The 21887-nt window shown below is 46.3% G+C and carries 20 protein-coding genes; 11 read left to right on the top strand and 9 right to left on the bottom strand.

Features of this window, described 5'->3' with window-relative positions; genetic code table 11:
- Positions 1 to 248 precede the first annotated feature (248 nt).
- Positions 249 to 1553, bottom strand: a complete 1305-nt coding sequence (cbiE, locus tag QT996_RS16050; RefSeq protein ID WP_333047700.1) for a precorrin-6y C5,15-methyltransferase (decarboxylating) subunit CbiE — start codon at positions 1551 to 1553, stop codon at positions 249 to 251.
- A 265-nt stretch (positions 1554 to 1818) separates the two neighbouring features.
- A complete protein-coding gene (locus QT996_RS16055; RefSeq protein ID WP_333047749.1) occupies positions 1819 to 2559 on the bottom strand; it encodes a DUF1868 domain-containing protein in 741 nt (246 codons plus the stop codon).
- A 176-nt stretch (positions 2560 to 2735) separates the two neighbouring features.
- Here QT996_RS16055 and holA point away from each other — a divergent pair, with 176 nt between their 5' ends.
- Both holA and QT996_RS16065 read left to right on the top strand, forming a co-directional pair.
- The gene (gene holA / locus QT996_RS16060) at positions 2736 to 3713 is read left to right on the top strand and encodes a DNA polymerase III subunit delta (RefSeq protein WP_333047701.1); all 978 of its coding nucleotides are present in this window, start codon (positions 2736 to 2738) and stop codon (positions 3711 to 3713) included.
- A gap of 230 nt (positions 3714 to 3943) precedes the next feature.
- Positions 3944 to 4981: a hypothetical protein gene (locus QT996_RS16065; RefSeq protein ID WP_333047702.1), complete on the top strand. Its 1038-nt coding sequence runs from the start codon at positions 3944 to 3946 to the stop codon at positions 4979 to 4981.
- Positions 4982 to 5523: 542 nt separating this feature from the next.
- Here the strand turns inward: QT996_RS16065 and QT996_RS16070 are convergent.
- Positions 5524 to 6558, bottom strand: coding sequence for a histidine kinase (locus QT996_RS16070; RefSeq protein ID WP_333047703.1), 1035 nt, complete (start codon positions 6556 to 6558; stop codon positions 5524 to 5526).
- A gap of 540 nt (positions 6559 to 7098) precedes the next feature.
- On the bottom strand, positions 7099 to 8520 hold the full coding sequence (locus tag QT996_RS16075; protein WP_333047704.1) for an S-layer homology domain-containing protein: 1422 nt from the start codon (positions 8518 to 8520) through the stop codon (positions 7099 to 7101).
- A 69-nt stretch (positions 8521 to 8589) separates the two neighbouring features.
- Between QT996_RS16075 and QT996_RS16080 the strand changes: the two genes are divergently transcribed.
- The 6 genes from QT996_RS16080 (at position 8590) to speD (ending at position 15066) form a co-directional block, all read left to right on the top strand.
- A complete protein-coding gene (locus tag QT996_RS16080) occupies positions 8590 to 9144 on the top strand; it encodes a hypothetical protein (protein WP_333047705.1) in 555 nt (184 codons plus the stop codon).
- Between the two features lie 492 nt (positions 9145 to 9636).
- Entirely contained in the window at positions 9637 to 10119 is a 483-nt protein-coding gene (locus tag QT996_RS16085; protein WP_333047706.1) for a BON domain-containing protein, read from the top strand.
- Between the two features lie 400 nt (positions 10120 to 10519).
- On the top strand, positions 10520 to 11731 hold the full coding sequence (locus tag QT996_RS16090; protein ID WP_333047707.1) for a histidine kinase: 1212 nt from the start codon (positions 10520 to 10522) through the stop codon (positions 11729 to 11731).
- 797 nt (positions 11732 to 12528) lie between these two features.
- The gene (locus tag QT996_RS16095) at positions 12529 to 12711 is read left to right on the top strand and encodes a hypothetical protein (protein WP_333047708.1); all 183 of its coding nucleotides are present in this window, start codon (positions 12529 to 12531) and stop codon (positions 12709 to 12711) included.
- Positions 12712 to 13218: 507 nt separating this feature from the next.
- Positions 13219 to 14280: a pentapeptide repeat-containing protein gene (locus QT996_RS16100; RefSeq protein ID WP_333047709.1), complete on the top strand. Its 1062-nt coding sequence runs from the start codon at positions 13219 to 13221 to the stop codon at positions 14278 to 14280.
- Positions 14281 to 14643: 363 nt separating this feature from the next.
- Positions 14644 to 15066, top strand: coding sequence for an adenosylmethionine decarboxylase (gene speD / locus QT996_RS16105; protein ID WP_333047710.1), 423 nt, complete (start codon positions 14644 to 14646; stop codon positions 15064 to 15066).
- Between the two features lie 84 nt (positions 15067 to 15150).
- Here speD and QT996_RS16110 read toward each other — a convergent pair whose 3' ends face one another.
- Positions 15151 to 15747 (bottom strand): hypothetical protein, encoded by a 597-nt coding sequence (locus tag QT996_RS16110; RefSeq protein ID WP_333047711.1) that lies wholly within the window; start codon positions 15745 to 15747, stop codon positions 15151 to 15153.
- Positions 15748 to 15892: 145 nt separating this feature from the next.
- Between QT996_RS16110 and queF the strand changes: the two genes are divergently transcribed.
- Positions 15893 to 16312 carry a preQ(1) synthase gene (queF, locus tag QT996_RS16115; RefSeq protein WP_190743417.1) on the top strand — a complete coding sequence of 140 codons (420 nt, stop codon included), beginning with the start codon at positions 15893 to 15895 and terminating at the stop codon, positions 16310 to 16312.
- Positions 16313 to 16761: 449 nt separating this feature from the next.
- On the opposite strand, the gene QT996_RS16120 is transcribed toward queF, so the two are convergent.
- On the bottom strand, positions 16762 to 18174 hold the full coding sequence (locus QT996_RS16120) for a cytochrome c biogenesis protein (RefSeq protein WP_333047712.1): 1413 nt from the start codon (positions 18172 to 18174) through the stop codon (positions 16762 to 16764).
- An 8-nt stretch (positions 18175 to 18182) separates the two neighbouring features.
- On the opposite strand from QT996_RS16120, the gene QT996_RS16125 reads away from it, so the two are divergent.
- On the top strand, positions 18183 to 18380 hold the full coding sequence (locus tag QT996_RS16125; protein WP_333047713.1) for a hypothetical protein: 198 nt from the start codon (positions 18183 to 18185) through the stop codon (positions 18378 to 18380).
- Between the two features lie 62 nt (positions 18381 to 18442).
- Here QT996_RS16125 and QT996_RS16130 read toward each other — a convergent pair whose 3' ends face one another.
- The 3 genes from QT996_RS16130 to QT996_RS16140 all read right to left on the bottom strand — a co-directional run bounded on the left by QT996_RS16130 (position 18443) and on the right by QT996_RS16140 (position 20960).
- Positions 18443 to 19174: a cytochrome c biogenesis protein CcdA gene (locus QT996_RS16130; RefSeq protein WP_445243929.1), complete on the bottom strand. Its 732-nt coding sequence runs from the start codon at positions 19172 to 19174 to the stop codon at positions 18443 to 18445.
- Between the two features lie 626 nt (positions 19175 to 19800).
- Complete coding sequence (locus tag QT996_RS16135; RefSeq protein ID WP_333047714.1) at positions 19801 to 20505, bottom strand: pentapeptide repeat-containing protein; 705 nt, start codon at positions 20503 to 20505, stop codon at positions 19801 to 19803.
- A gap of 149 nt (positions 20506 to 20654) precedes the next feature.
- Positions 20655 to 20960, bottom strand: a complete 306-nt coding sequence (locus QT996_RS16140) for a hypothetical protein (RefSeq protein WP_333047715.1) — start codon at positions 20958 to 20960, stop codon at positions 20655 to 20657.
- Between the two features lie 110 nt (positions 20961 to 21070).
- Between QT996_RS16140 and QT996_RS16145 the strand changes: the two genes are divergently transcribed.
- Entirely contained in the window at positions 21071 to 21823 is a 753-nt protein-coding gene (locus QT996_RS16145) for a tetratricopeptide repeat protein (RefSeq protein ID WP_333047716.1), read from the top strand.
- The last annotated feature ends 64 nt before the right edge of the window (positions 21824 to 21887 follow it).

Here is a 21887-nt window from a genome sequence, read left to right on the forward strand (position 1 = left end):
TCTTATATTTGACGCTTCAATATTTCTCATCTCTTAAAAATACTGGATTTTGCGCTCGCACCTGCGGAATGTGGGATTAAAACCTCATACCCCAAACCCCTTTAAAATTACCTATAGTCTTCCTCTCTTCCTCTGCGCCCTCTGCGCCCTCTGCGGTAAAAAAAAGATTAGATTCAATAAAGCGGGAACAAAAACTACAACCAAAACATAGATAACAAAGTTATTAATCTGCGGTTAAAATTCAGACATTAATTCAAGTGTCGATCGATCGTCACAATCGAAACCGGATTCAGCGAGTCAAAACGAGTCAAATTGCCCGCCTTTACAGAACGCGACAATTGCACTTGCACGATTCGGTAACTCCAGTGCGGTTCCCGGCGCACCCGATCGCCCATCCAGCTCAACACAGTAGCAATATCCTCAAAAGCATCCAAAGCCAGGACGATCGAGCCTCCAGGAAGCAGCCGCAGGGCGCAAACGCCCAAAATTTTAGTCAACCCTCCGCCACTACCGCCAATAAAAATCCGGTGCGGAGGACGCAAGCGGTGCAAAATTTCCGGGGCGGTTCCGTAAATCGAGAACACATTTTGCAGTCCAAAACGGCCATAGTTGAACTCGATCGCAGAAGTACCAGAAACCGTTTTTTCGATCGCATAAACCTCAGACTGCGGGAATAAACGAGCAATTTCGATCGACACAGAACCGTTACCAGCACCCACATCCCAGACAACTTGTCCCGGTTGCAAAGCCAATTGTCCCAGCACCAACACCCGCACTTCTCGTTCAACCGTCAAACCCGGCTTGTCGCCACAACCGATAAAAGCTGCATCCGGTATTCCCAACAAAGGCAACTTTTCCACATCCAAAGGTTCTGCCCTCGGCGGGGACTCCCGCAGCATCACAACCACGCTCAGCGGTGCAAAAGACTCTCCCAGCAAAGCTGACAGAGAACGCAAGCCCACGCGCTCGTCAGCAGAACCCAAATTTTCGCAAACCCAAAACTCGTAGCGGGTAGGCAAATCTAGAGCTTTCACCAAATTTGCCAGGGCCGCCGGAGTATGAGTTTCGTCGGCGAGCACCGCAATTTTCTCGACACCCAGTTTTAGTTTTGCCGTCAGTTCCTCAAAATAACGTCCTTGAGAGCCAACAAAATGAGCGTCTTGCCAAGGGATTTGCAAGCGGTTAAAAGCCAACTGCACAGAACTGACGTGGGGGTGAAAAGTCAATTTTTCTGTCGGCAATTGGGCAATTAACAACTTTCCCCAGCCGTAGAACAGCGGGTCGCCGGCCACTAAAATTACGATCGGTCGATCGCGGGGTTCCACCGTCCCCACAGAGGGTTCTAATTCGGGTTCAGTTGCCCACCAGCGCCGAATTTCCAGAATTGTTTCGGTCAAATCTTCCAACGCCCAGCGCTCTCCGTCGTGCTGGGGAAAATAGCTCAAATGGCGCTCGCTGCCTATTAGCAGAGCGGCCATTTCTACAACCTGCCGCGCCGAGGAACTCAGCCCAGCAGCTCCATCTAAACCTATACCAACAACGTGTACTGTCACTTTTTAAGCAAAAAGTAAAAAACCAGAATTACTGATTTTTCCTGGTTTTTCATAAATTTTTTCCTTGACTTTACTGTCAAACAAAAATAATTAAAGCATTTAATAGGCAATATCCGGACTCTTGTCACAGGGGAGAGTGGGAGAGTGGGAGAGGGGGCGAGAGAGTGGGAGATGGGGAGAGTGGCAGATGGGAAAAAATCTTCACATCGATCCTCTTCCGTCTTCCTTCTTCCCTCTTCCTTCTTCCTTCTTCCCTCTTCCTTCGTTAAAACTCAAAAACAGGCCATTCCGGTTGCCGGAGGTAGGTGGTCATGTCGTCAAACTTCCGCAGTTCCACTCGGTTTACGGACAGTTCTTGCGGCGTGTCCAGCCATTGCTCGTTTAACTCTGACAGCAAAGCGCACAAGCGATCGCGGTCTAAGTTCGGCCCGGTGTCCCCAAAATAAGCCAGAGTAATGTGTGCCGTAAAATGATATTGCTGTTCGATTCCCAAAGCCATTAAATCGGGATTTTGATAGATCGATCGGCGAAACTCCAGAATTTGCTTGTAAGAGTTTTCGTCCGTCGGTGCCAAACAAACACCCACAGCTCTAGTCATCACCATCAACCCCAGCACTATCCAGCGAATGGGAGCGCCGCCCGCCAAGGGTTTGCAGGCGGCAAAACGATCGGCCATGCGCGAGCGCAGTTGCTCCTCAAATTCTGGATTTTTATCAGAGGCATCTCGAAAAGCGCTGCTCCAAATCAAATCGGCTACGGTTAAATGGAAGCTATCAGGAGGCAGTGCCACGAGCGCACCCTCCCCTATTTCCTGCAATAGCCGTTGTTGGCTCGAGTGCAAATTACTATAAAATGCAGCATTTTCTGCATCTTCCCCTGCAGGGGGCGTAATCACCGAATAACCTGGAAAAGGTACAGGATCTCTCCTGCCTGCTTCGTCGGGCTTAAATTTTGGAGATTCCTGAATGTGTTCCACCTGGGACTTGTAGGAGTCCAGCAGCGTCATTCGCGCCACCCGATTTACGTAAGCTTGATAAGTATCATCCAATCTTGATTTCCTCGCGGTGACAAACTCCCACACCAAATTTTATATTATGGTGCGGGCATCCAACAGTCCAATTCAGGATATGTTGGACTTGCGGAACCTGCAATTCTGATTTTTTGGGCTACTGAGCGTTTTTCATGCAAATTTACCTGTTTTGGGGGGAAGACGACTTTGCGATCGCGCAGGCTGTGACAAGTTTGCGCCAAACAGTCCTCGATCCCAACTGGGCTAGTTTTAACTATGACAAGATTATTGCCGATCGAGCCGACGCTGTGGTTGAAGGACTTGATCGAGCCTTAACGCCCCCCTTCGGTACTGGCAGCCGTTTTGTCTGGCTGGCAAATACGACTGTAACGCAGCAGTGCTCTCCCGAACTGTTAGCGCAATTTGAACGGACGCTGCCAGTGATTCCCCCTACCACCGTGCTGCTGCTGACATCCGTCAAAAAACCCGACAGCCGGCTCAAATCTACCAAGTTACTTTCCCAGTCCGCCCAAGTGCGGGAATTTTCACCGATTCCGCCTTGGAATGACAAAGAATTAGCCCAGCGGGTGCGCCAAGTCGCGGGCGAAATGAACGTAAAATTGACCGCCACAGCGATCGAACTTTTGGCCCAATCCATTGGCAGCGATACGCGCCAGCTATACAGCGAACTCGAAAAATTGCTGCTGTTTGCGGGCAACCGCAGCCAACCTCTGAACCCGGAAGAAGTTGCCGCACTGGTGCACTGTCACGCCCAAAATACCTTCCAGCTAGCCGATGCGATTCGCGAGGGCAATACCTCCGCCGCTTTGGATTTATTGGCCGGCTTAACTGGCCGCAGCGAGCCTGGTTTGAGGATTGTGGCTGGCTTGACTGGTAAGTTTCGGATTTGGCTCTGGGTAAAGGCAATGATCCAAGCGGGCGATCGCGATGATAAAATTGCTCAAGCTCTAGATCTGGGCAATCCGAAACGAGTATACTATTTTCGTCAAGAAGTCAAGAACGCCAGCTTAGAAAAACTGCAAAAAAGTTTGCCTTTGCTGCTAGAGTTAGAAGCTTCTTTAAAGCGGGGGCGAGAAGAAATCTCAACCCTGCAAACCAAAGTTATAGAACTTTCTAGCTTGTTTCGCTGATGCGCGACAGGGCACAGGATCGGCCCCTTACTGTAAATTTTTACAACAAATTTCTTTCTTCGGCTATGTGCTTGATACCGGCTCACGGGCCAAAAGGTCAAGAGATACTAGAAATACTCTCAGAATGGCAAAGTAGAAGTTAATGTGGTAAATAAATATTGTCCGCCGAATGCCGATCGGTTAATATTATTTGCCGGCTCTCCACCCCCCCCAAAAAAAGAGCGCTACCCATGACACAACAGAACCCGCGGGAACTGCTCAAGCAAGGCGATCCAAAAGCGATCGCATCTAGCATCAACCGTACACTCAAACCCAAAGGCATCAACGCCGATGTGACGCGGGACAACGGCTGCCTCCACATAATTCTGGAGGCAGACAAAGTACCGGATCAAATGGTATTGGTCGATTTCATCCGCACCGGCATGACGAAGCTGGGACTCGAATCAATTCACACTGTAAAGGTTTACGGGCGTCGAACAGGTGACGGATCGCCTGCGTGGGAAGATGAAATTGATCTGATGCCTGCGGATTCAATGCCTTACCCCTTGGATAGTGGAATGCCTGACGACTCTGTAGGTTTAGATGATGTCGAGCCCGAAGGCGAAGACTATTATCAAGAAGGAGAATTCGATCGAGATGACGACGAGGAAGACGAAGACGAAGACGAAGATCAAGCCCCGCCTCCGAAAAAGCAATTTCCCAAATGGGTAATACCTGTGGGTATCTTAGTACCTCTGGCGGCGATCGCAGGGCTTTTCTTTACTAAAACTTTCCCCTTCGGCGACTCGAACCCAGAACCCATCGCCCCCCAAGCTGCTTCCCCTTCCCCGAAACCCGCATCTCCCGCGCCTAAAGCGGCCGCATCCTCTCCGGCTGCATCTCCGGGTACGCCACAGGCAGCCTCTCCTACACCAAAAGTCGCTCCTACTGCTGTTGCGCCCGCAAGCCCAACTCCGACATCTCCATCACCCAAAGCTGCTGCTGCATCTCCGGCGCCCAAGGCAGCCTCTCCTGCACCAAAAGCCACCGCGCCTAAGCCTGACTCTTGGAGGGAAGCCGTTAACACAGCTCAGAAGGCAGCAATTTCGGCCCAGACGGCTCAGTCTCAAAATGAGTGGATCACAGTAGCAAGCGAATGGCAGAAAGCGGTTGGGCTCATGAAAGCAGTGCCGTCAACCAGCCCGAACTATCAAAAGGCTCAGCAAAAAGCGGCAGAGTATCAGGCTAATCTGATTGTTGCCAACCGCAGGGCGGCAGCAGCGCCTTAAGAGTCTTGAGTTTTGAGTGTTGAGTTGAATACTGGATGTGGTAAAAGTCAAAAGTCAAAAGCCAAAAGTAAAAAATCTTTTTTTTACTCAAAGCTTTCTTACCTTTTGACTTTTTTCAATTTTAGTGACATACTCATACACCAACTAAGTAAATTATAGTTTAGGCTTCTCAGGGACTCCTCAAAAGTGCATAGGACATTACCTGTTAAATCAATTCTTTCTTGGTAGTTTACTTTGATATAATCATCCTTAAACTCTCAGATCAATAGTCCGGACAGTTTTTATATGGCCCAATGGCTTATTCTCGCCTGACTTCGCAGCCCCTGTGGATCATTAAATCAATGTCAGCTCCACCCCTGACGCGGCATTTAATTCGACTTTTTTATGCTCCTTAACCTGTAAAGCTTGTAGTAGCGTTCCAAAAACTGTCCGGAGTATTGTCAGATCATTGCAGCATATTTTTGGGTAACTGGTATAACTCAAAAAATACAGCAACAACCCGGTTTATCAAAGAAACCGGGTTAGTAAACACAGAGCTTAGTTTAAATCTGTTCTTCCCCTTGATTAAAGCGCTGAATTACTTGACTTTCTTCGACCACAACAATAGCATCATTGGGAATATTGAGGATGCCTGTAAATTTATCTTGACTTGCTTTCAAAGCTTGTTCTTTATTTTTGTATTCGGCTAGTTCGCGCTGTAAATTGTCAATAGTCTGTTGAAAGCCAGTGGCTTGTCTGAGCATTTCTTGTTCTGAAAAATCCAGTAATTGAATCAAATTGGCAACTTGATGTTCAAGTAACTGGGTTTCGGCAAAATTGTTATTATTAACAAAACTTTTAGAATTTTCTGAATACTCAAAAACACTTTGTTCGTCGGGCATGGACAATGCAGTTTTGACACTAAGTGCCAAATCTTTAAACATTTCAGCCGTGCTTTGGGGAATTTTAACTTTCAGGAACATCACTACCGCAAACAAACTTCCTGACGGCAGAAGTCCCCCAAATCCCAAAACAGACTTGACTTGGTAGGGGATAATTAAGGAATTTTGCTCAGGAATAAAGGGGCTGCCCTTTGCTTCTGATACGTGAAAAATATTTAATACTGCGGACTCTAATTGCAGGAACCTTTCTGGCTCAATTCCGAGGAATGTAGGAATGTCTAAACCGAACTGCCGGATTATTTCCGAAATCGCCGGCATTTGAGCCACTAATTTTGTGCTAACTAATGGAATAGCTGTGTTTTCTGCTGCTGTGTGCCGAGAATTCCACTGCGGTTGTGTGCCTGCTGCTGCTAGCATAGTCCAACATTTCATGTCGGCGGCGGGGGAATTGCCCTTCATCAAGCGGCGGGCGGATTGTTGCAATGAGTCTTCTAATTCCCCGTAGGCATGAGTTTTAAACAAACGCACTAAGGCACAGGTATTTTCTCCAGTTTGCGAATCGCAAAAATGTTGGTAAATATAGTTAACAATCTTCTGGCTGCTGGCTTCCATACTAGCAGTATTTCTACCTAAGTGGCGCAGGACTAAGCTGCATTTAGCCATGTCTTGCGGGGTAAATAAGGTAATATCGTACATTAAAAAATGCTCTCCAAGAGCTCAAACACTCTTGTTCATTTATCGTTAAGGCCGCTACGGCATCCGGAATCCTACGGAGAGTTTTGAACAAAGTATTAGTTAAAATATGTAGAAAATTTGCCCGCCAAATCCAGCGGTTGTATGGCAGGATACAGAAATTAAGATTCAAGCCAAAAAAATCTATCCCCTAGGGTAGGCCACAAGGACAGAAAAGCCGATGTCTAATTGTTGAAAGGATTTTTTACGAGAACTCCCCCAGAGGAATTAACGAAACGAAGTTTTTCACGGGATATGCCTCGCGTTTTACAGGGCATTTTCGTAGATAAAAGTCGGTTTCTGGGTAAGCCATATTCACCGAAATTCTAGGAACTCAAGCTGCAATTTTTGTGGCGGGCAATCGCGTGCCGATTTGTCAAAAGTTGGTAAAATTTCGTCCGTCGTGGACGCAGAAACCGGGTTTGGTTACAGAGAAAAAACCCGGTTTCTTGGGTATTGGTAAGTAGATGCTTTGTTCAAAACTTTTAACCACCCCAAACAAGTTTATTGAGCTGGTGGAGACTTTGCTTCCAGAGCGTCTTTAGCCGACAATCCCTGATCTTGAACGCCAAAATACCACAAACTAGCAGCAGCTTCGGCGCGAGTCACGGATTTCTTCGGCTGAAACAGAGTAGTAAAACCAAAAACGCGGCGAATATTCGCTAAGTCTCCATTGTTAAAATCAGCTAAAACGGCCCGCGACGCCTGGGAATCAATCTTAGAAGCATCTTGAAAACCCCACTTTTCTTTCACTCCCTCAATGTTAGCTGTGGGCAAAACTTGACGAGTATCTAAAGGTACTTTCCAGAGAATCATTGTTTCGCGAGTTAAAGGTGCATCCGGGCGAAATTTCACATCTTTAATTTCACCCGAAAGCGAACTCGGAATTACACCGGCTTCTGCTAAACCTTGAATTGCTGAAAAATCCGGGTCTGTTTTGGGTAGGTCAGAAAAGGCTGGTTCGCTAGAGTCTACTGCTAATCTAATTTGTTTGGCTTGACGGCTAGCATAAATCTGATTGTTAGCTGCTACTAACCAGCGGGCGTATTCGCGGCGCGTGACAATTTTGTTGGGTTTGGGCAAAGTGCTGGCAGTTTCTAAATTAGCACTTTCTGTCGTTAGCGAAGCCTTCGGAGAGGATCGCACTTTCAGCACTTCCAACTGAGTTAAATCTGCCACATACTGCCGCAACTGTTGAGGAATTTGGCTTTCTTGTTCGCTAACTTTGGCTGATTTTGGCGAGGCCGAGGGCGTTGGAGTAGTTCCCTCTGAATTAGATGGAGTTGGTGAAGCGGTTGGAGATGCGCTAGACTCGGAATTATTAGGTTGGGGACTGGCGGCAATTTCGGGGCTTTCTTTGCTGTAGTCGATCGCAAATTCTGTAGAACCTCCTACTTTCTGAGTAGGAGAAAGCGACACAGTTACCCGTAAATTATCTCGCGTTGCTACCAAAGAACCTTGTCCCTCGGCGGTGGGGCGGCTGACTATTTCCCAGTTGCGACGCCCAAACTCTGTAGAGTAAAAGTCCTGAACCGAATTAACCGGATCACTGCTTTCCCAGCGCAGCCGCACATTTTTTGGCGAGGCATCTGTTTCCCCACTAACTTCGATTAACTCAGCATTAGGATATAGTGGAATCTCTGGCGGAAAATCGGGAGGAAGTTTGGCGGTAGAGTTTGTCTCAATTGCTGTCGCTGGTGGCGGGGAAGAGAAAACCACTGGGTTTTGTTTTAATTTGGGATCTGCGGCTAAAGATTCTTCGAGGGCCTTGCTGTTGGGGCTGTTTGCACAAGCTGTAACAGTAGCCAGCAGACACACAGCCAGCCAAGTATTTACAGCAGCAAGTATATTGGTTTTATTGGTTTTAGTGGTTTTAGATCGTCCTTGAGAGTTGCCTCGCCGTTGAGTAAATATAATATTCAGCATAAATCGCCCCTTTGCAGATATATTTCTAGGCTAGCGCAGATCGATCGGGCATATATAATTTTTACCCAAATGAAATTTCTGAATTTACTTCTAGTTACTGCTACATTACTTTCATACCCTGTCAAGTTTGCCCGTCCCGCTGTATCTCAACCAGCCCCGCCACGGGCAGAAATTCAGACGCCAGAGTGGCAGCCATTTTGCTCGGCGATGGGTCAGTTTGCGATCGATATGCCGGGAAATCCCAAAATTAATTCAGAAACTTTTTCAAATCAAATTATTGCTCATACATACCGCTCGAACTTAAAAAACAAAGAAACTTATTTGCTTCAATACTTTGACCTAGATTTTAGGCTGACGAACAATAATATCAATAATATCAGAATTACTTTAAATAATGCCGTTGATTTTTTCGTCGTTGCAGCCAATGCTAAAGCCTTGCAAGTGCGGGATATTTCCCTCGGAGGCTATCCGGGAAAAGAATTTGAGTTTCAGCCAATTTCCCCCAATGAACCTGTAGGTGTAGGTCAAGTTTTTTTAGTGGAAACGCGCGTTTACGGCCTGGTTGCCACTACCCCAGAACCAGAAAATGCTCAAAAATTTCTCGACTCTTTTCGTTTGTTTTGAAGCAGGAAGTTTTACGCTGAGTAGTTTCCGGACTTTAACGGATTTCAGGGATAGATATTGAGTGAACCGGGAAGATGGAAAAATTAGTTGGGAGTAGCGCTCAAATTTATTAATAAAACTTAAGCTTTTAAACTTGGTGTATAGGAAAATATGAGCTTTAGTAACTAAACATTTCGGAATCAACCGGGTTTCTGAGGAATAGTGCGTCCCGGACTGACTCATTAAGTTGAATTAGCTCTAAGACCTTATTTGGTTTTTTGTACTCTATCTAACGACATAGATAAATTTTACACCCGTGGAGCGATGTAGATCCTTGCTCAAGTTTATATATTTGATATAAGGATTTTTAAATCCTATAAAAAACCAACGCAGGCAGAAAAAAGCACCAAGGAAAGACACAAACAAAGATTCTGTCTTGCTTAATCTGGTCCCTAAATCTGGCTCAACGAAGTCAGCCTCATCGAAAGCTTACCCGGAGGGTATTAACATATTATGAACAAACTAACACCAATTCTCCTCAGCGGCCTCCTATTATTTGGAGCTGCCGCTTGCAGCGACGGAGCTAAAACTAGCTCTGATGCTCCTAATTCTACCACAGAAAATACCACTACCCCGCCCCCAGCCGATACAGTTAAAAAAACTCAGGATGACGCCACTAGCGATATTCGCAAAAACCAAGCAAATAATGATATCAGGGCCAGAGAACAGCGCAACAATGTGACGGGCGGCGATGCAACAAGAGCCGATGGCGACCTCAAAAGTGAAGTGCGCTCCAAGTTAGAAGTAAACATCACTAAAGGGGCCCTAACTGTGGATGCAAAAGACGGGCTTGTCACCGTAGGTGGCACAGTTCCCAGTCAAACTGATTTAGCTAAAATTGAGCCGCTAGCTAAACAGATTAAGGGTGTCAAACAAGTGAATGTTACTGCTGTTGTCGCCCCCGCTGCATCCGCATCGCCTAGCAGCAAGCAATAAATTAGAAGGAAGAAGTCCGAGGGCAAAAAGGAAGAATGATTTAGCGATCTAGGAGAGAAGTCTGAGGGAAGAGGGTAAAGTTTGGCATTGTTAAGATTGCTTGGGGAGCGGATTGCAACGCTTAGGTGACTCTCTAGGGAGAGCGAGGTTTTAAGTTAAAGAGTTGAAAGGGAATTTAAAATTCACTCACTCAAAACTCGCGCAATACCTGCAACTTCCCCCTTCCCAATTTCCGATTTTTCAGGTCTGATAATTAGTGGGAAACCAACCTGAAGATAGAGCTGAAAGTTATTCCCAGCGACCGATGAAAATTGTTGGGAAAAAATGACTAAATGTGATTGATGGTAGATCATAAATTCTGTGGTTGTGTAAAAGTAGTATATTTTCGAGGAGAAAAAAAATGGCTTTAGGTCAACACAAACGAGCTGTAGGATCATTTTCTAATTACCGAGATACAGAACTAGCCCTGATGGAGCTGCAAAGTACCGGGTTTCCGATGAATAAAGTTTCGGTAGTTGGGGAAAAGCTCGATAGCAATGAAATTGCGGGCGCTAGCGCTGGTAAGAGTACCGACGACAAAGTGGGCGGTGGCGCAAAAGCAGGTGCGACAGCGGGAGTCGTGACGGGTGGTTTGATTGGGTTGCTCGGAAGTCTTGGGGCACTGGCGATTCCGGGAGTGGGCCCGGTGATGGCGGGGGGTGCGATCGCCACTCTGCTGGCAGATACCGTAGTCGGAGGCGCGATTGGGGCTGCAGCGGGCGGTTTGGTAGGTGGTTTGGTCGGTTTGGGAGTTCCCGAAGCAAAAGCTAAAGTTTATAGCGATCGCGTCTCGCGCGGAGAATATTTGGTATTCGTAGAAGGAACAGATGCCGAACTTGCCACAGCCGAAGGAATTATGAGCGTGCGGGGCATTCAGGATTGGGGCATTTACGATGTGCCGGCAGATACTGGCCGCAGAGCTTCCGGCCACCAGAAGCGCGCCGTGGGAGTATTTTCAACCCGCCGCGAGACGGAACACGCGCTGGGAGAACTTAGAACTGCCGGTTTCGATATGAATCGGGTTTCGGTCATTGCTAAGGATGCTGACTCTAAAGGCGAGATTGCAGGGATTGACGTGCACGACAGCGCGGACAACAAATCCGATGAAGGGGCCACAAAGGGCGCACTCACAGGTGGTACTTTGGGCGGTTTGACAGGCTTGTTGGTAGGTCTCGGCCTAGTGGCAATTCCGGGCATCGGGCCGATTATGCTGGCAGGAGCCTCAGCTACGGCGATCGCCACTACACTCGCCGGTACGGCTTTGGGTGCGGCTGCGGGCAGCTTGATCGGAGCTTTAGTCGGTATGGGAATTCCCGAAGAGCAAGCTAAAGCATACAGCGATCGCGTGGCAAGGGGAGATTACTTGGTACTCGTTGACGGCAGCGAAGCAGAAGTCGCTAAAGCTGAAACCATCCTGAGCCGCGGAGGCATTCAGCATTGGAACACCTACGACTATCATCCCAGCGGCGATAGCGCTCGGGCTGATTACGGCGCTCCCGGCACTCCTGGGGTTGATACTACCGCTGGTATTTACGATCCCACTCATGGCGGTACGGGCCGCCCTCTGATTTAATAGTTCAGAGTTTGTTTGGGTATTGTTTCTACTTCCTGCAGGGTAGTCGCACTCGCGCACTCGGATTGTGGAAAGTGATCCAACCAACATTGGCGAGCTAGGAGTTTTACACTTCGTCCGTAAAATTATCTCAAAAGTCGGCTTTTTCTCTGAAAGCCGGCTTTTGTTTTGTTCTGGAAACTTAAAAAAGCCACCTGTCAAAAGTTTAATTTTGATTAGGGGCCCAGTCCGTGAGCTGGGCTTGGCGCCGGAGAATCGATCGGCTCCCTTAATTTTTACAGCAGAAATTTGCTGCGGTTTTTTAGTCTGTAACACTCACTACTGCTAGATTTTAAACCCCGCAGTATTATCAAATTTGATGACATAAATTACCACAGATATTGCCCGCTTAGTCAAATAGCGACTATCTTTAATTATGGGTAGCTAATTTCAGCAACTTATACAGGTGAAGTAGCAAGTCCCACGCGCTCAGAAAAGCCTGCGGTGGTCGGCAAATATTAGAATAATAATATTGTCGTCGCCTTCCGGCAAGACTTAGGCTGGTCATTAGTTAGCTGTAGCAGCCCAATTGCCGTTGGCAAGACCTGCTACAGGAATATACTTTTTCTGGGAATGCCTCAGCGAAGCATTTGAGAAGCCCAGGAACAGCTTTTATGTTGGGGAGCGCGTCTGGTGTCGGGTGTTCTGTTAATTAGAACCGCAAGCGCTCATGGATCGAGTAAAGATTAACAGCAAGCACAGCAGCGCGAGAATACAGGAACGGCTCGCGCTCCATTTTTCCGCGAAATCTCAGGCTAATGGCAGCGTATTGCTTGCTTCGCCTGCGACTCGCTCAGCACTCCGACGGAAACAGCCTTCCTGTTGGTTTTCACTGGCATCGAGCACAGTGGGGGGAGGTGACACTAGCTGAGCTGACCGGGCTCTGCTTTCAGGGGCGATCGAAGGTAGAAGGCACTTATTTAGAAGGCATTAGGGGTTGAAGCTCCGATATCTTGTTTATTGATTGCACTCATAAATTCGATCGCCTGTACTGGCAAATTTTCGGGTGAGAAGGCGGCGCGGATGCGGCCAGCAATACCCCAAATATTCGATCGACCTTGACAATATCGATCGATAACTTCTCCGTATATTGGTAAATGGTTAGCAGTTAATAGTTAGTCATTAGCAGTTAGTATAAATACCACTAACTGCTAATGACTAACATCAACCGCCAACTAACTACTAGAAAAATAATAGTTACAGGACTTACACGCGGCGAGCAATTCGGTTTATTCATGACTCCCGTGCTGAAAAAACCCATTTTTTACTAGAAAGCGGGTTTTTCGTAAGTTATAACTAGGTGAGCAGGGTGATGCTAGCAATCAACCAGTTTTGACGATTGTTAATGTGGCCGAATTGGTTGAACAAACTTACTACCCAAGACGATAGTACAAATTTTCAGACAGCATAGAACATCGAGAAATTAAGGAAACTCACTCAATTTTTTTATGAATTTCACAGAGCTTTTAAGTGCCGATGGACTTTTAACTAGACATAGAAACGGAGAACGAGATTTTCGAGGGGCTAACCTCATTGAAGCTCAGTTGAGTGAAGCTAATCTGAGTCGAACAAATTTGAGCAGCGCTAATTTGAAAGGCGCCAACTTAATTAGAAGCAAACTGATTGGAGCTAATTTAAACGGTGCCGACTTGAGCGGGGCTAACTTGTCTAAAGCGAAATTAATTGAAGCTAACCTCGGCAGTTCTAGTTTAACTGGAACTGTGGCGATCGCAGCAGATTTTAGCGGGGCCAATCTCAGCGGAGCAATACTGTCTCAGGCTGACTTGAGCAAAGCAGTTATGACTGGAGCGAGTTTAGTAGGAGCTTGTTTGCTAAGCGGCTCGAAACTAACCGAGGCTAATTTGAGCGGGGCGACGCTGAGCCGAGCAATTATGAGCGGGGTTGATTTAAGCAGAGCAAATCTGACTAGAGCAATTCTCAGCGAGGTAGATTTGAACGGGGCGAACCTAAGCGGAGCAAATCTAACTCGGGCTTATCTCAATCGCGGAAATCTCAGCGGTGTCAATTTGGTTGGGGCTTCTTTGAGCGAAGCAAGTCTGCGGGAGGCTTGTATTTGCGCTGCTAATTTGAGCGGTGCTGACTTGAGCGGTGCTGACTTGCAATCCGCCAATCTAAATGGCTCTAATTTGAGCGGTGCGGACTTGCAGGGAGCTAATTTGAGTAAAGCTAATTTGAATGGTTTGATTCTGCACAATGCTGATTTGAGGGCTGCGAATTTGAACAAAGCTTCTTTGCGGGGAGCTAATTTGAGCGGTGCGAATTTGGCAGGTGCTAGCTTGCTGGAAGCCGATTTGCGGGGAGCGAATTTAAGTCACGCCAATTTGTCGGGAGCAGGTTTGCTGCTGAGTTCTCTGACAGGAGCGAATTTGACAGGAACTAATTTGTCGGAGGCTAATTTGATTGGGGCGAGCTTGAATGTTGCGAATTTGAATGAAGCGGCTTTGAGCGGGGCAATTTTGCCGAATGGAGCTACTCACAGCCGGGATTGATGAGTTGATTAACCATAATTAAGTAGGTCAATCTCAACAAAACCGAAAACCGAGAAACCCGGTTAATGTAGGGCGGTGCCCAGAGTACCCGCCCTTCCTGGTTTCTAGCCTCTCCATCGCCAGGAGCTGATTAAGGCGGTTGGGCTTTAACCCCATTCTACGGAAAGCCGATTTTGGCAGGAAATGCAGGAAACATCGATGTTTCCTGCACTCGGCCAGGGCCAAAGCGCCCCAAAAAACCCGGTATCCTCGCGCTCATCGCTATTTTGGAAATATGTTGGGAATTTACTTGAAAATTTATGGACACCGTGCTAACCTTAAAAGGTTTGAGACTTAAAATCAATAGAGGTAAAACCCCGCAGAATGAAACAATTGGGAACCCATCTGGTCGCTGATGCTTGGCAGGCTCCTGGAGACCTGCTCAACGATCCTGAACGTATCCGCCGCGCCATACTCGATGCGATCGAAGCCGGAGGAGCTACTCTCATCGATTTGTGCGTACACCAGTTTAGTCCTCACGGAGTGACGGCTACTGCTACTTTGGCCGAGTCTCATATAGCAATCCATACTTGGCCTGAACACGGTTATTTTGCCGCAGACTTATTTTTCTGCGGAGCCGGCGACCCTCACCGAGCCATGAAGGTGCTACAGACAGCTTTGGAAGCTAAACAGGTAAAACTCACTGAGTTCACGCGCGGTTTCGAGCCAGGGGTGGGTATTGTAGGTTCTGCTTGTGAAGAGCAGTATACCCCTCGTTCAGTAGAAACGAGTGCCGCCAGAGGATAATGGCCAATTAGCGTAACTTTGAACATTTTATGCTAGGTTTTGTTTAAAATCCCACGGCTGGAGTCGTGGGATTCTTGTTGGAATTTACTTTTTCATTAATAAAGGGCGGACAACTAAATAACCTGCGCCGAAAGCTGCAATCACAATCAGAAAAATCGCGATCGCCAACCACAATCCGCTTAAGTCTGAGGTTTTTTTGGGTTTAGATATCACACGGTAAGGAGTTTCCCGCACCTCTGTAAATAATTTTTCGGGAAGTGGCTGCGGCATCGGGGAGCCTTTTGGCTGCGCTTCCGGTAGGGGGAAGGGAAAAGCCACTGTCTGAGGGGGTTGAGGTATCGTAGAGTTAGTCCGCGAAGTTGTAGGTGCTGGGGGCGGAGGTTCAATGCTGAAATTGAATTTGACTGACGGCATTTGAGGCATCCCTGTCTGGGTGACACTCTGAGCCGAGTTGACTACTTGCTGTAACTGTTGGGATACTTGAACTACTGTTTCTACTTCTCGCCGCAGTTGTTGATTTTGTTGGACTAATTGCTGATTGTGGGTTTTGAGGGAATCGAGCATCGCTTGGGCTGCTTGCAGCTCTGCCGTGACTTCTCGATAGAGGGAAATCGGTACCGATGGAGAGTAACTATTGGAGTTTTCAGGGGAAGTATTGTCAGATAAGGTAGTATTTTGCATAATTGTAGATGGCGAGGGTGAACTTGTTTTAGTTTAGCCTGAGAGTATTTGCAATTAGATCGATCGCAACACAATTCGTCAAGATATTTGTTACAGATATTGAACGTAAATTTAATTTAATGTTACAAGTTATTAGTCAATCGCTATGAACAACTACGCAGCCGAACAAAGTATGTCGCAAAAGTCAAGCACCGAGGAAATGAAATACGGCGAACGCCAGATTTTGGAAGGGGAGTTAATTACTTTCCCGAATCCGCGAGTCGGGCGGCGCTACTCGATTAACATTACTTTGCCGGAGTTTACTTGCAAGTGTCCATTTTCTGGCTATCCAGATTTTGCGACAATTCACGTTACTTATGTGCCCGACGAGCGGGTGGTAGAGTTAAAAGCGCTGAAACTGTACGTTAACAGTTATCGCGATCGCTACATTTCTCACGAAGAATCGATCAATCAAATTTTAGACGATTTTGTGGCAGCTTGCGCGCCGCTGGAAGCGACGATTAAGGGCGATTTTTCGCCACGGGGGAACGTCCACACCGTGATTGAGGTGTCGCACCAGAAGTAGGGCAGGTATTAAGCTGTTGTGGCATTGAGATTTAATTGTGGGGTGGCGTCGAAGCGCACCCCACAATAGTTTTAAGAAATAGGATGGTTAATAAAATTAGTAAGTAATTGTAGGGTGAGTAAGGGCAGCCCTCTCAAGATGCTCAAAAAGTCGTTCAAACGCTTAAAATCTCGTAGTTTGTAGGTGTACACTGGGCATCGGTTGAGTTTGTGGCCCACCCGAGAGTACCGATTGAGCGGGGTTTCAGCATTGGATTTTTAAACCAAAACTCCGTATAGCAATTTTCATTACGTGAAATTGGAAAAATCATAACGTGAAATAGCGGTTTTATGGTTTTTCTCACCTTCACATTAACCACCTCGACATATCTGGCAACGCCCACCCTACAAACTCAACTAATCTTTTTGATATTTATCGTTGGTGTAAGGTGCGCTAGGCGCACCCTACGGTTAGCTTTGACTTGCAACAGAAGTCGGGGCGATCGCACTTTTTCCCTCTGCTGTTTTCGGTTCTGCCAACTTGTCCAAAATCTCCACAACTTCTCTTTCAAAAGTCACCTGAGCGCGATTTGTGCGCCCGCCGACGTATAGTTTGCCGTCCTTTTCCAAAGCCCAAATCTGCGAGTGAGACATATAGCTCATTAGCACGCTGAGCATTAGCAACCCGAAGCCAGTATAAACGATCGGAATGCCCGGATCAGCTTTAATTTGCAATCCCGTACTGCCTACAACTTCGTCAATTGTCAGCATGACTCCGTTAACTTCTACCGCCGTCCCTGCGCGAACAGTAGTTAACAATTTGCCATCCGTACCGTAAACTAACATCGTTCCTTGTAAGTCTTTTGCTAGCAGAGAAACTCCCGCACTCAAATCTGGTTTTGTCGGAATCCAAGCACCCCAAATTCTGCCTTTACCTTGAGTGTCTAACTGAGCCATTGGCAATTGTAAAACCGGGCTTTTGTTGAGGCGAACTCGCACGGCGGCTATTGCCCAATCTGCTTGATAAAAAGTTACTCCCCGGTATCTAAGGGGCTCGTTAACGTGAATGGTTTTGCGATCGACCTCTTGGCCTGTTTTGTCCAAAACAGAGAGATCAGAGTAAAATTGGTCGATTCCGCCTTCTGGAGTATAATCAATCCAGAACCGATTAACTCGCATCGACCAATCCTTCGGTATTTGCGGCCCCGCCCAAGGCCCCGCATCCAGGATATTCTGCACCTGAAATGTTTCGCCACTGGGAACAATTTCTTGACCAAGAAATCCCGTCATCGCGCCCCACATCGACCCAGCTAAAATAATTAGCATACTGGCGTGAACAATAATCGGGCCGATTTTACCAATTATTCCCTTGCGAGCATAAACTTTTTCGCCTTCTCGAAATATGCGGTAGTTTTTTTGCTGCAAAAGTGGTTCTAACGAACTTAAACCAACTGTTTCTAATTCCGCACTGAGAGCTAACTTTTCAAACTGCTTTGGTTCTTCATAAAATTTCCAGCGGCGGGCGGCTTTTAATGCGGGAAATTGTCGGGTAAATGTACAAGCTGTTAAGCTGCTGCCGAACAAAATTAGGATTGACAAAAACCACCAAGTGCGGTACACGTGGTCAAGTCCTGCAATTAGCACAACTTTCCAAGTTAGGAAGCCGAACAAAGCCGGGTGTTCTGGATAGTTAGATTGGTAAAACGGTATGGATTGACCTTGTTCGATGACGGTGCCGGAAATGCTGAAAAATGCGATCGCCAGCAGCAAGATAATTGCCAGCCGCAAATCTGCGAGTATCGGCAAGATTTCTCGTTTGAAAAACCTTTGAGGGGCAGTCGCCCAGTTTGAGAGTTTTGATAGAAATACTTCTTTTGATGTCATTGGTAATTATGAAGGAAGAAGGAAGAAGGAAGAGGGAAGAAGGAAGAAGGAAGAGGGAAGAAGGAAGAAGGAAGAAGAAAGAAGGAAGAAAGAGCAGGGAAAAACAAAAAATGAATAAATATTATTATTCTTATCGATTAAGTCTCAATCATTTTTTTAATTCTTTGTCTTTTTTTTTCTTACTTCGCGGTCCGTTAAAAAAATAATTTACGCATTCGTTAGTGATTGCTATATCTCTAAATAAGGGCTGAAGCCGTGACTACGAACCTTACGCGGGAAGGATGCGGGAAAGCAGAGAGAAAACGCCAAATCCTACTAGCAAAACGCCGCTAACAGGCGTAATCCAACTCGACCACCGACGTAATTCTAACAACTTTTTAATGCTAGCAGTGAAAGTCCCTGCTATAATCAGCGGAGCGACGTAGCCCGCAGCGTAAAACAGCAGCAACACACCACCTAAAACTGTATCTCCTGTTTTGGAAACCCAAGCTAAGAGTGTAGCTAAAACCGGAGTGCTGCAGGGAGACGCTACTAAACCAAAAGTTAATCCCAATAAGTACGATCGCACCCCCGCAGGCAAATCTTTCGGAACCCACCCCACAGCGTCGAAAGACGGCATTTGTAAGGGTAAAGCTTCGAGTAAATTCAGCCCCATTAGAATAGCAATAATGCTGACAAGAATCGGCAAACCCAGGCCTATTTTGCCGTAAACTTGTCCGGCAAATGATGCTACAATACCTAAACCCGCAAGGGTGGTGGCTAATCCCAGGGAAAACCACGCAGACTGGGCTGCAGCTTGCAGGCGACTTTTTGCTTCGTATCCACCGATGTAGCCGATCGTGATCGGCAACATTGAAAGCATACAGGGCGTTAAGCTCGTTAGCAACCCTGCCAGAAAGATGACTCCGACGCTGACTAAACTGAGGTTTGTCAGTTGAGTATTTACTAAATTATTAGCAAATTGTGCGATTTCGTAAAGTTGGGTTTGCAGGGTTTCCATCAGTCGATTTTAGATTTTAGATTTTAGATTTTAGATTTTAGATTGACTATACAGTCGAGCGATTTTAGATTTTAGATTTTAGATTTTAGATTTTAGATTGACTCTACAGAGGAATCTGGGAGTTTAAACTAAATATCTAATTTTTTTACTTTCCACAGTCGAGCGATTTTAGATTTTAGATTTTAGATTGACTCTACAGAGAAATCTGGGAGTTTAAACTAAATATCTAATTTTTTTGCTCTTCACTACTCCTGTCGGGGGCTTGTACCCCTAGGCAGGTGACTTCAGGTTCGGGGCTGTTGGGGCTTTGTTGAAAATTGTAACAGATGCGCGCAGGTTCGGTTTGAGATTTAAGATTTTAGCGATATTTACTGGTTGGGAGTTAAAAGGTCGATCGCACCCTGGTTTAAATTAATATCTTGACAGCCTCCTCAACAAGCTGTTGGCAACGGGCGCAGCTTGGGAGTTAAAAGGTCGATCGCACCCTGGTTTAAATTGATATCTTTACAGCATCGTCAACAAGCTGTTGGCAACGGGCGCAGCCTATTGCACCAGATAATTCATTGACTGCGAAATCGGCCCGAAAGCCTGTTGTTGAAATTTCCCAAGCAGACTTTAATTTAACTCTATTTTAAATTAAAGCCACTTTCTTCATTAATAGAGCCGTCTGGCATTATTGCCCCGGCCAGCACCGCACCTCTGAGATTTGCTCCCGTTAAAATAGCGCCTTCTAAATTAGCATTGCTCAAATTTGTGACTTGTTTGGAACCTCGGAAAAAGAAGCTGTGCAAGTCAGCACCTGTCAAATTAGTGTCCGCCAAATTAGCATATTGCAAGTCAGCACCGTGCAGCGTCGCATCCGTTAAATTAGCTTGGGTAAGATTGCTTCCCCAAAGCCGGGAATCTAACAAATTAGCAGCTTGTAAATTGGCGCGACTCAGATTGGCCAAGGTGAGATTAGCATCCCACAATTTCGTGCAGTTGAAATTAGCTTCTGTCAAATTAGCTCGACTGAGATCCGTGCCTAAAATCTCAGCATTTGCTAAATTAGCACCGCTGAGGTCTGCGTCAGAAAGGTCAGCATTTTTTAAGTTAGCACCGGACAAATTAGCACCGGACAAGTTAGCACCGCTCAAATTGGCTTCTTGAAGATTGGCTCCCCGCAAATCGACTGCGCTCAAATCGCACTGTTTCCACAAAAAACTGACGCACCAATTATCCTTTAATAGCTGATTCACATCCTCCGCATTCGCGGCCATAACAGGAGGAGTTAAGTAGAGAGTGAACAGAACAAGCGCGAACACTGCCGCGAAGAAAGTTTTCAACCTCATAACTCTTTTCATTGACACTAAGTTGCGCCATAAATTATTGATGTCTAATCAAAGCATAGCAAATAATCTGCAAATTCCCTCAGCAAGATTACTCAAAAATATTAGTGTAGTGAAAGGTTTATCAGGGTTGGCGCAGGCACAAACTTAACTTAGCCAGTCTTAGACGCGCTTTGAGCTAGAAACCCGGTTGCTTCACAGATGCCTCGCTGCCAAACTAATATTTTTTCTAAAAATCCGGTATTAAGATGACCGCAAGTTCGATCGATATTTGCCAGTGCAATATCGCTACAAAGTAATACTTGCAGCAGGCAGTTGCGATCGCTCCCCCAGGGGCATATCTGCAAACAATCCTGGTATAAACTGCTCACTATGGGAATCAAGAAACCGCTAGTCGAGCCTGAAAGCCTTATATTTAAAGGGTTGTAGACGGAATTGGTGTTAATTGCGATCGGCATCACTAACTAAGCCGAACTTTCATCACATAAGTCAATGCCCCAGCATCACCAAATCTCATCAAACTTATCACCTTCCTGACACTACGGATATCACTGTCAGTAGCTGAAGTATGGAGGAAAATGACAGCATACAGTTGAACACCACTCCTCCCATGCCTACTATCCCCCTTCTCCCAACCCAATTAGTTGTCACAACTATTTTCCATTCGATCGAATATTTGGGATTCACTCATATGGCCGGCGTATTTTCGGGGGAGCAAGCTGAATCCCGACAAGAGGCAAATTTAAAAGTTAGTACCAAAAAGTTTTACACTCAGGGTTTAAAAAATCTCGAACAACTAGACTTGCACGGTGCTATTAAAAATTTTACTGCCACAATTAACATTAATCCGCAATTTGCGTCAGCTTACAACGATCGCGGTGTGGCCCGCTACAAATTAGGCTACAAGCAATCGGCGATCGCAGATTTAACTACAGCTATCGAACTCAATCCTTACCGAGCCAAGTATTACAGCAATCGGGGGTTTATTCTGACTCGTTTAAAAGATTATACTGCGTCGATCGCCGATTACAACTCGGCACTCCTGCTCAACCCTAATGTAGCTCAATCTTACTTTAACCGAGGTGCTATCCGCCTGCAGATGGAAAATTCCCTGGCCGCACTAGCTGATTTTGAGTCAGCAATTCGCCTCGATAGCGATTTTGCTAAAGCTTACTTCAACCGAGGAGTGACTAGATATAAATTGAGAGAGCTTCAGGGAGCATTTGAGGATTTTCAGAAGGCGGCCGAGCTTTTTAAGCAGCAGGGGAGAATGGATTCTTATCAAGAGGCAGTTTCTCAAATTACAAAGCTATGGTGTTAATTGAATGTGGGAATTGGGAATGCGGAATTGGGAATGCGGAATTGGGAATGCGGAATTGGGGAAT

The sequence above is a fragment of the Microcoleus sp. S13C4 genome (assembly GCF_036700865.1).
Taxonomy (GTDB): Bacteria; Cyanobacteriota; Cyanobacteriia; order Cyanobacteriales; family Microcoleaceae; genus Microcoleus.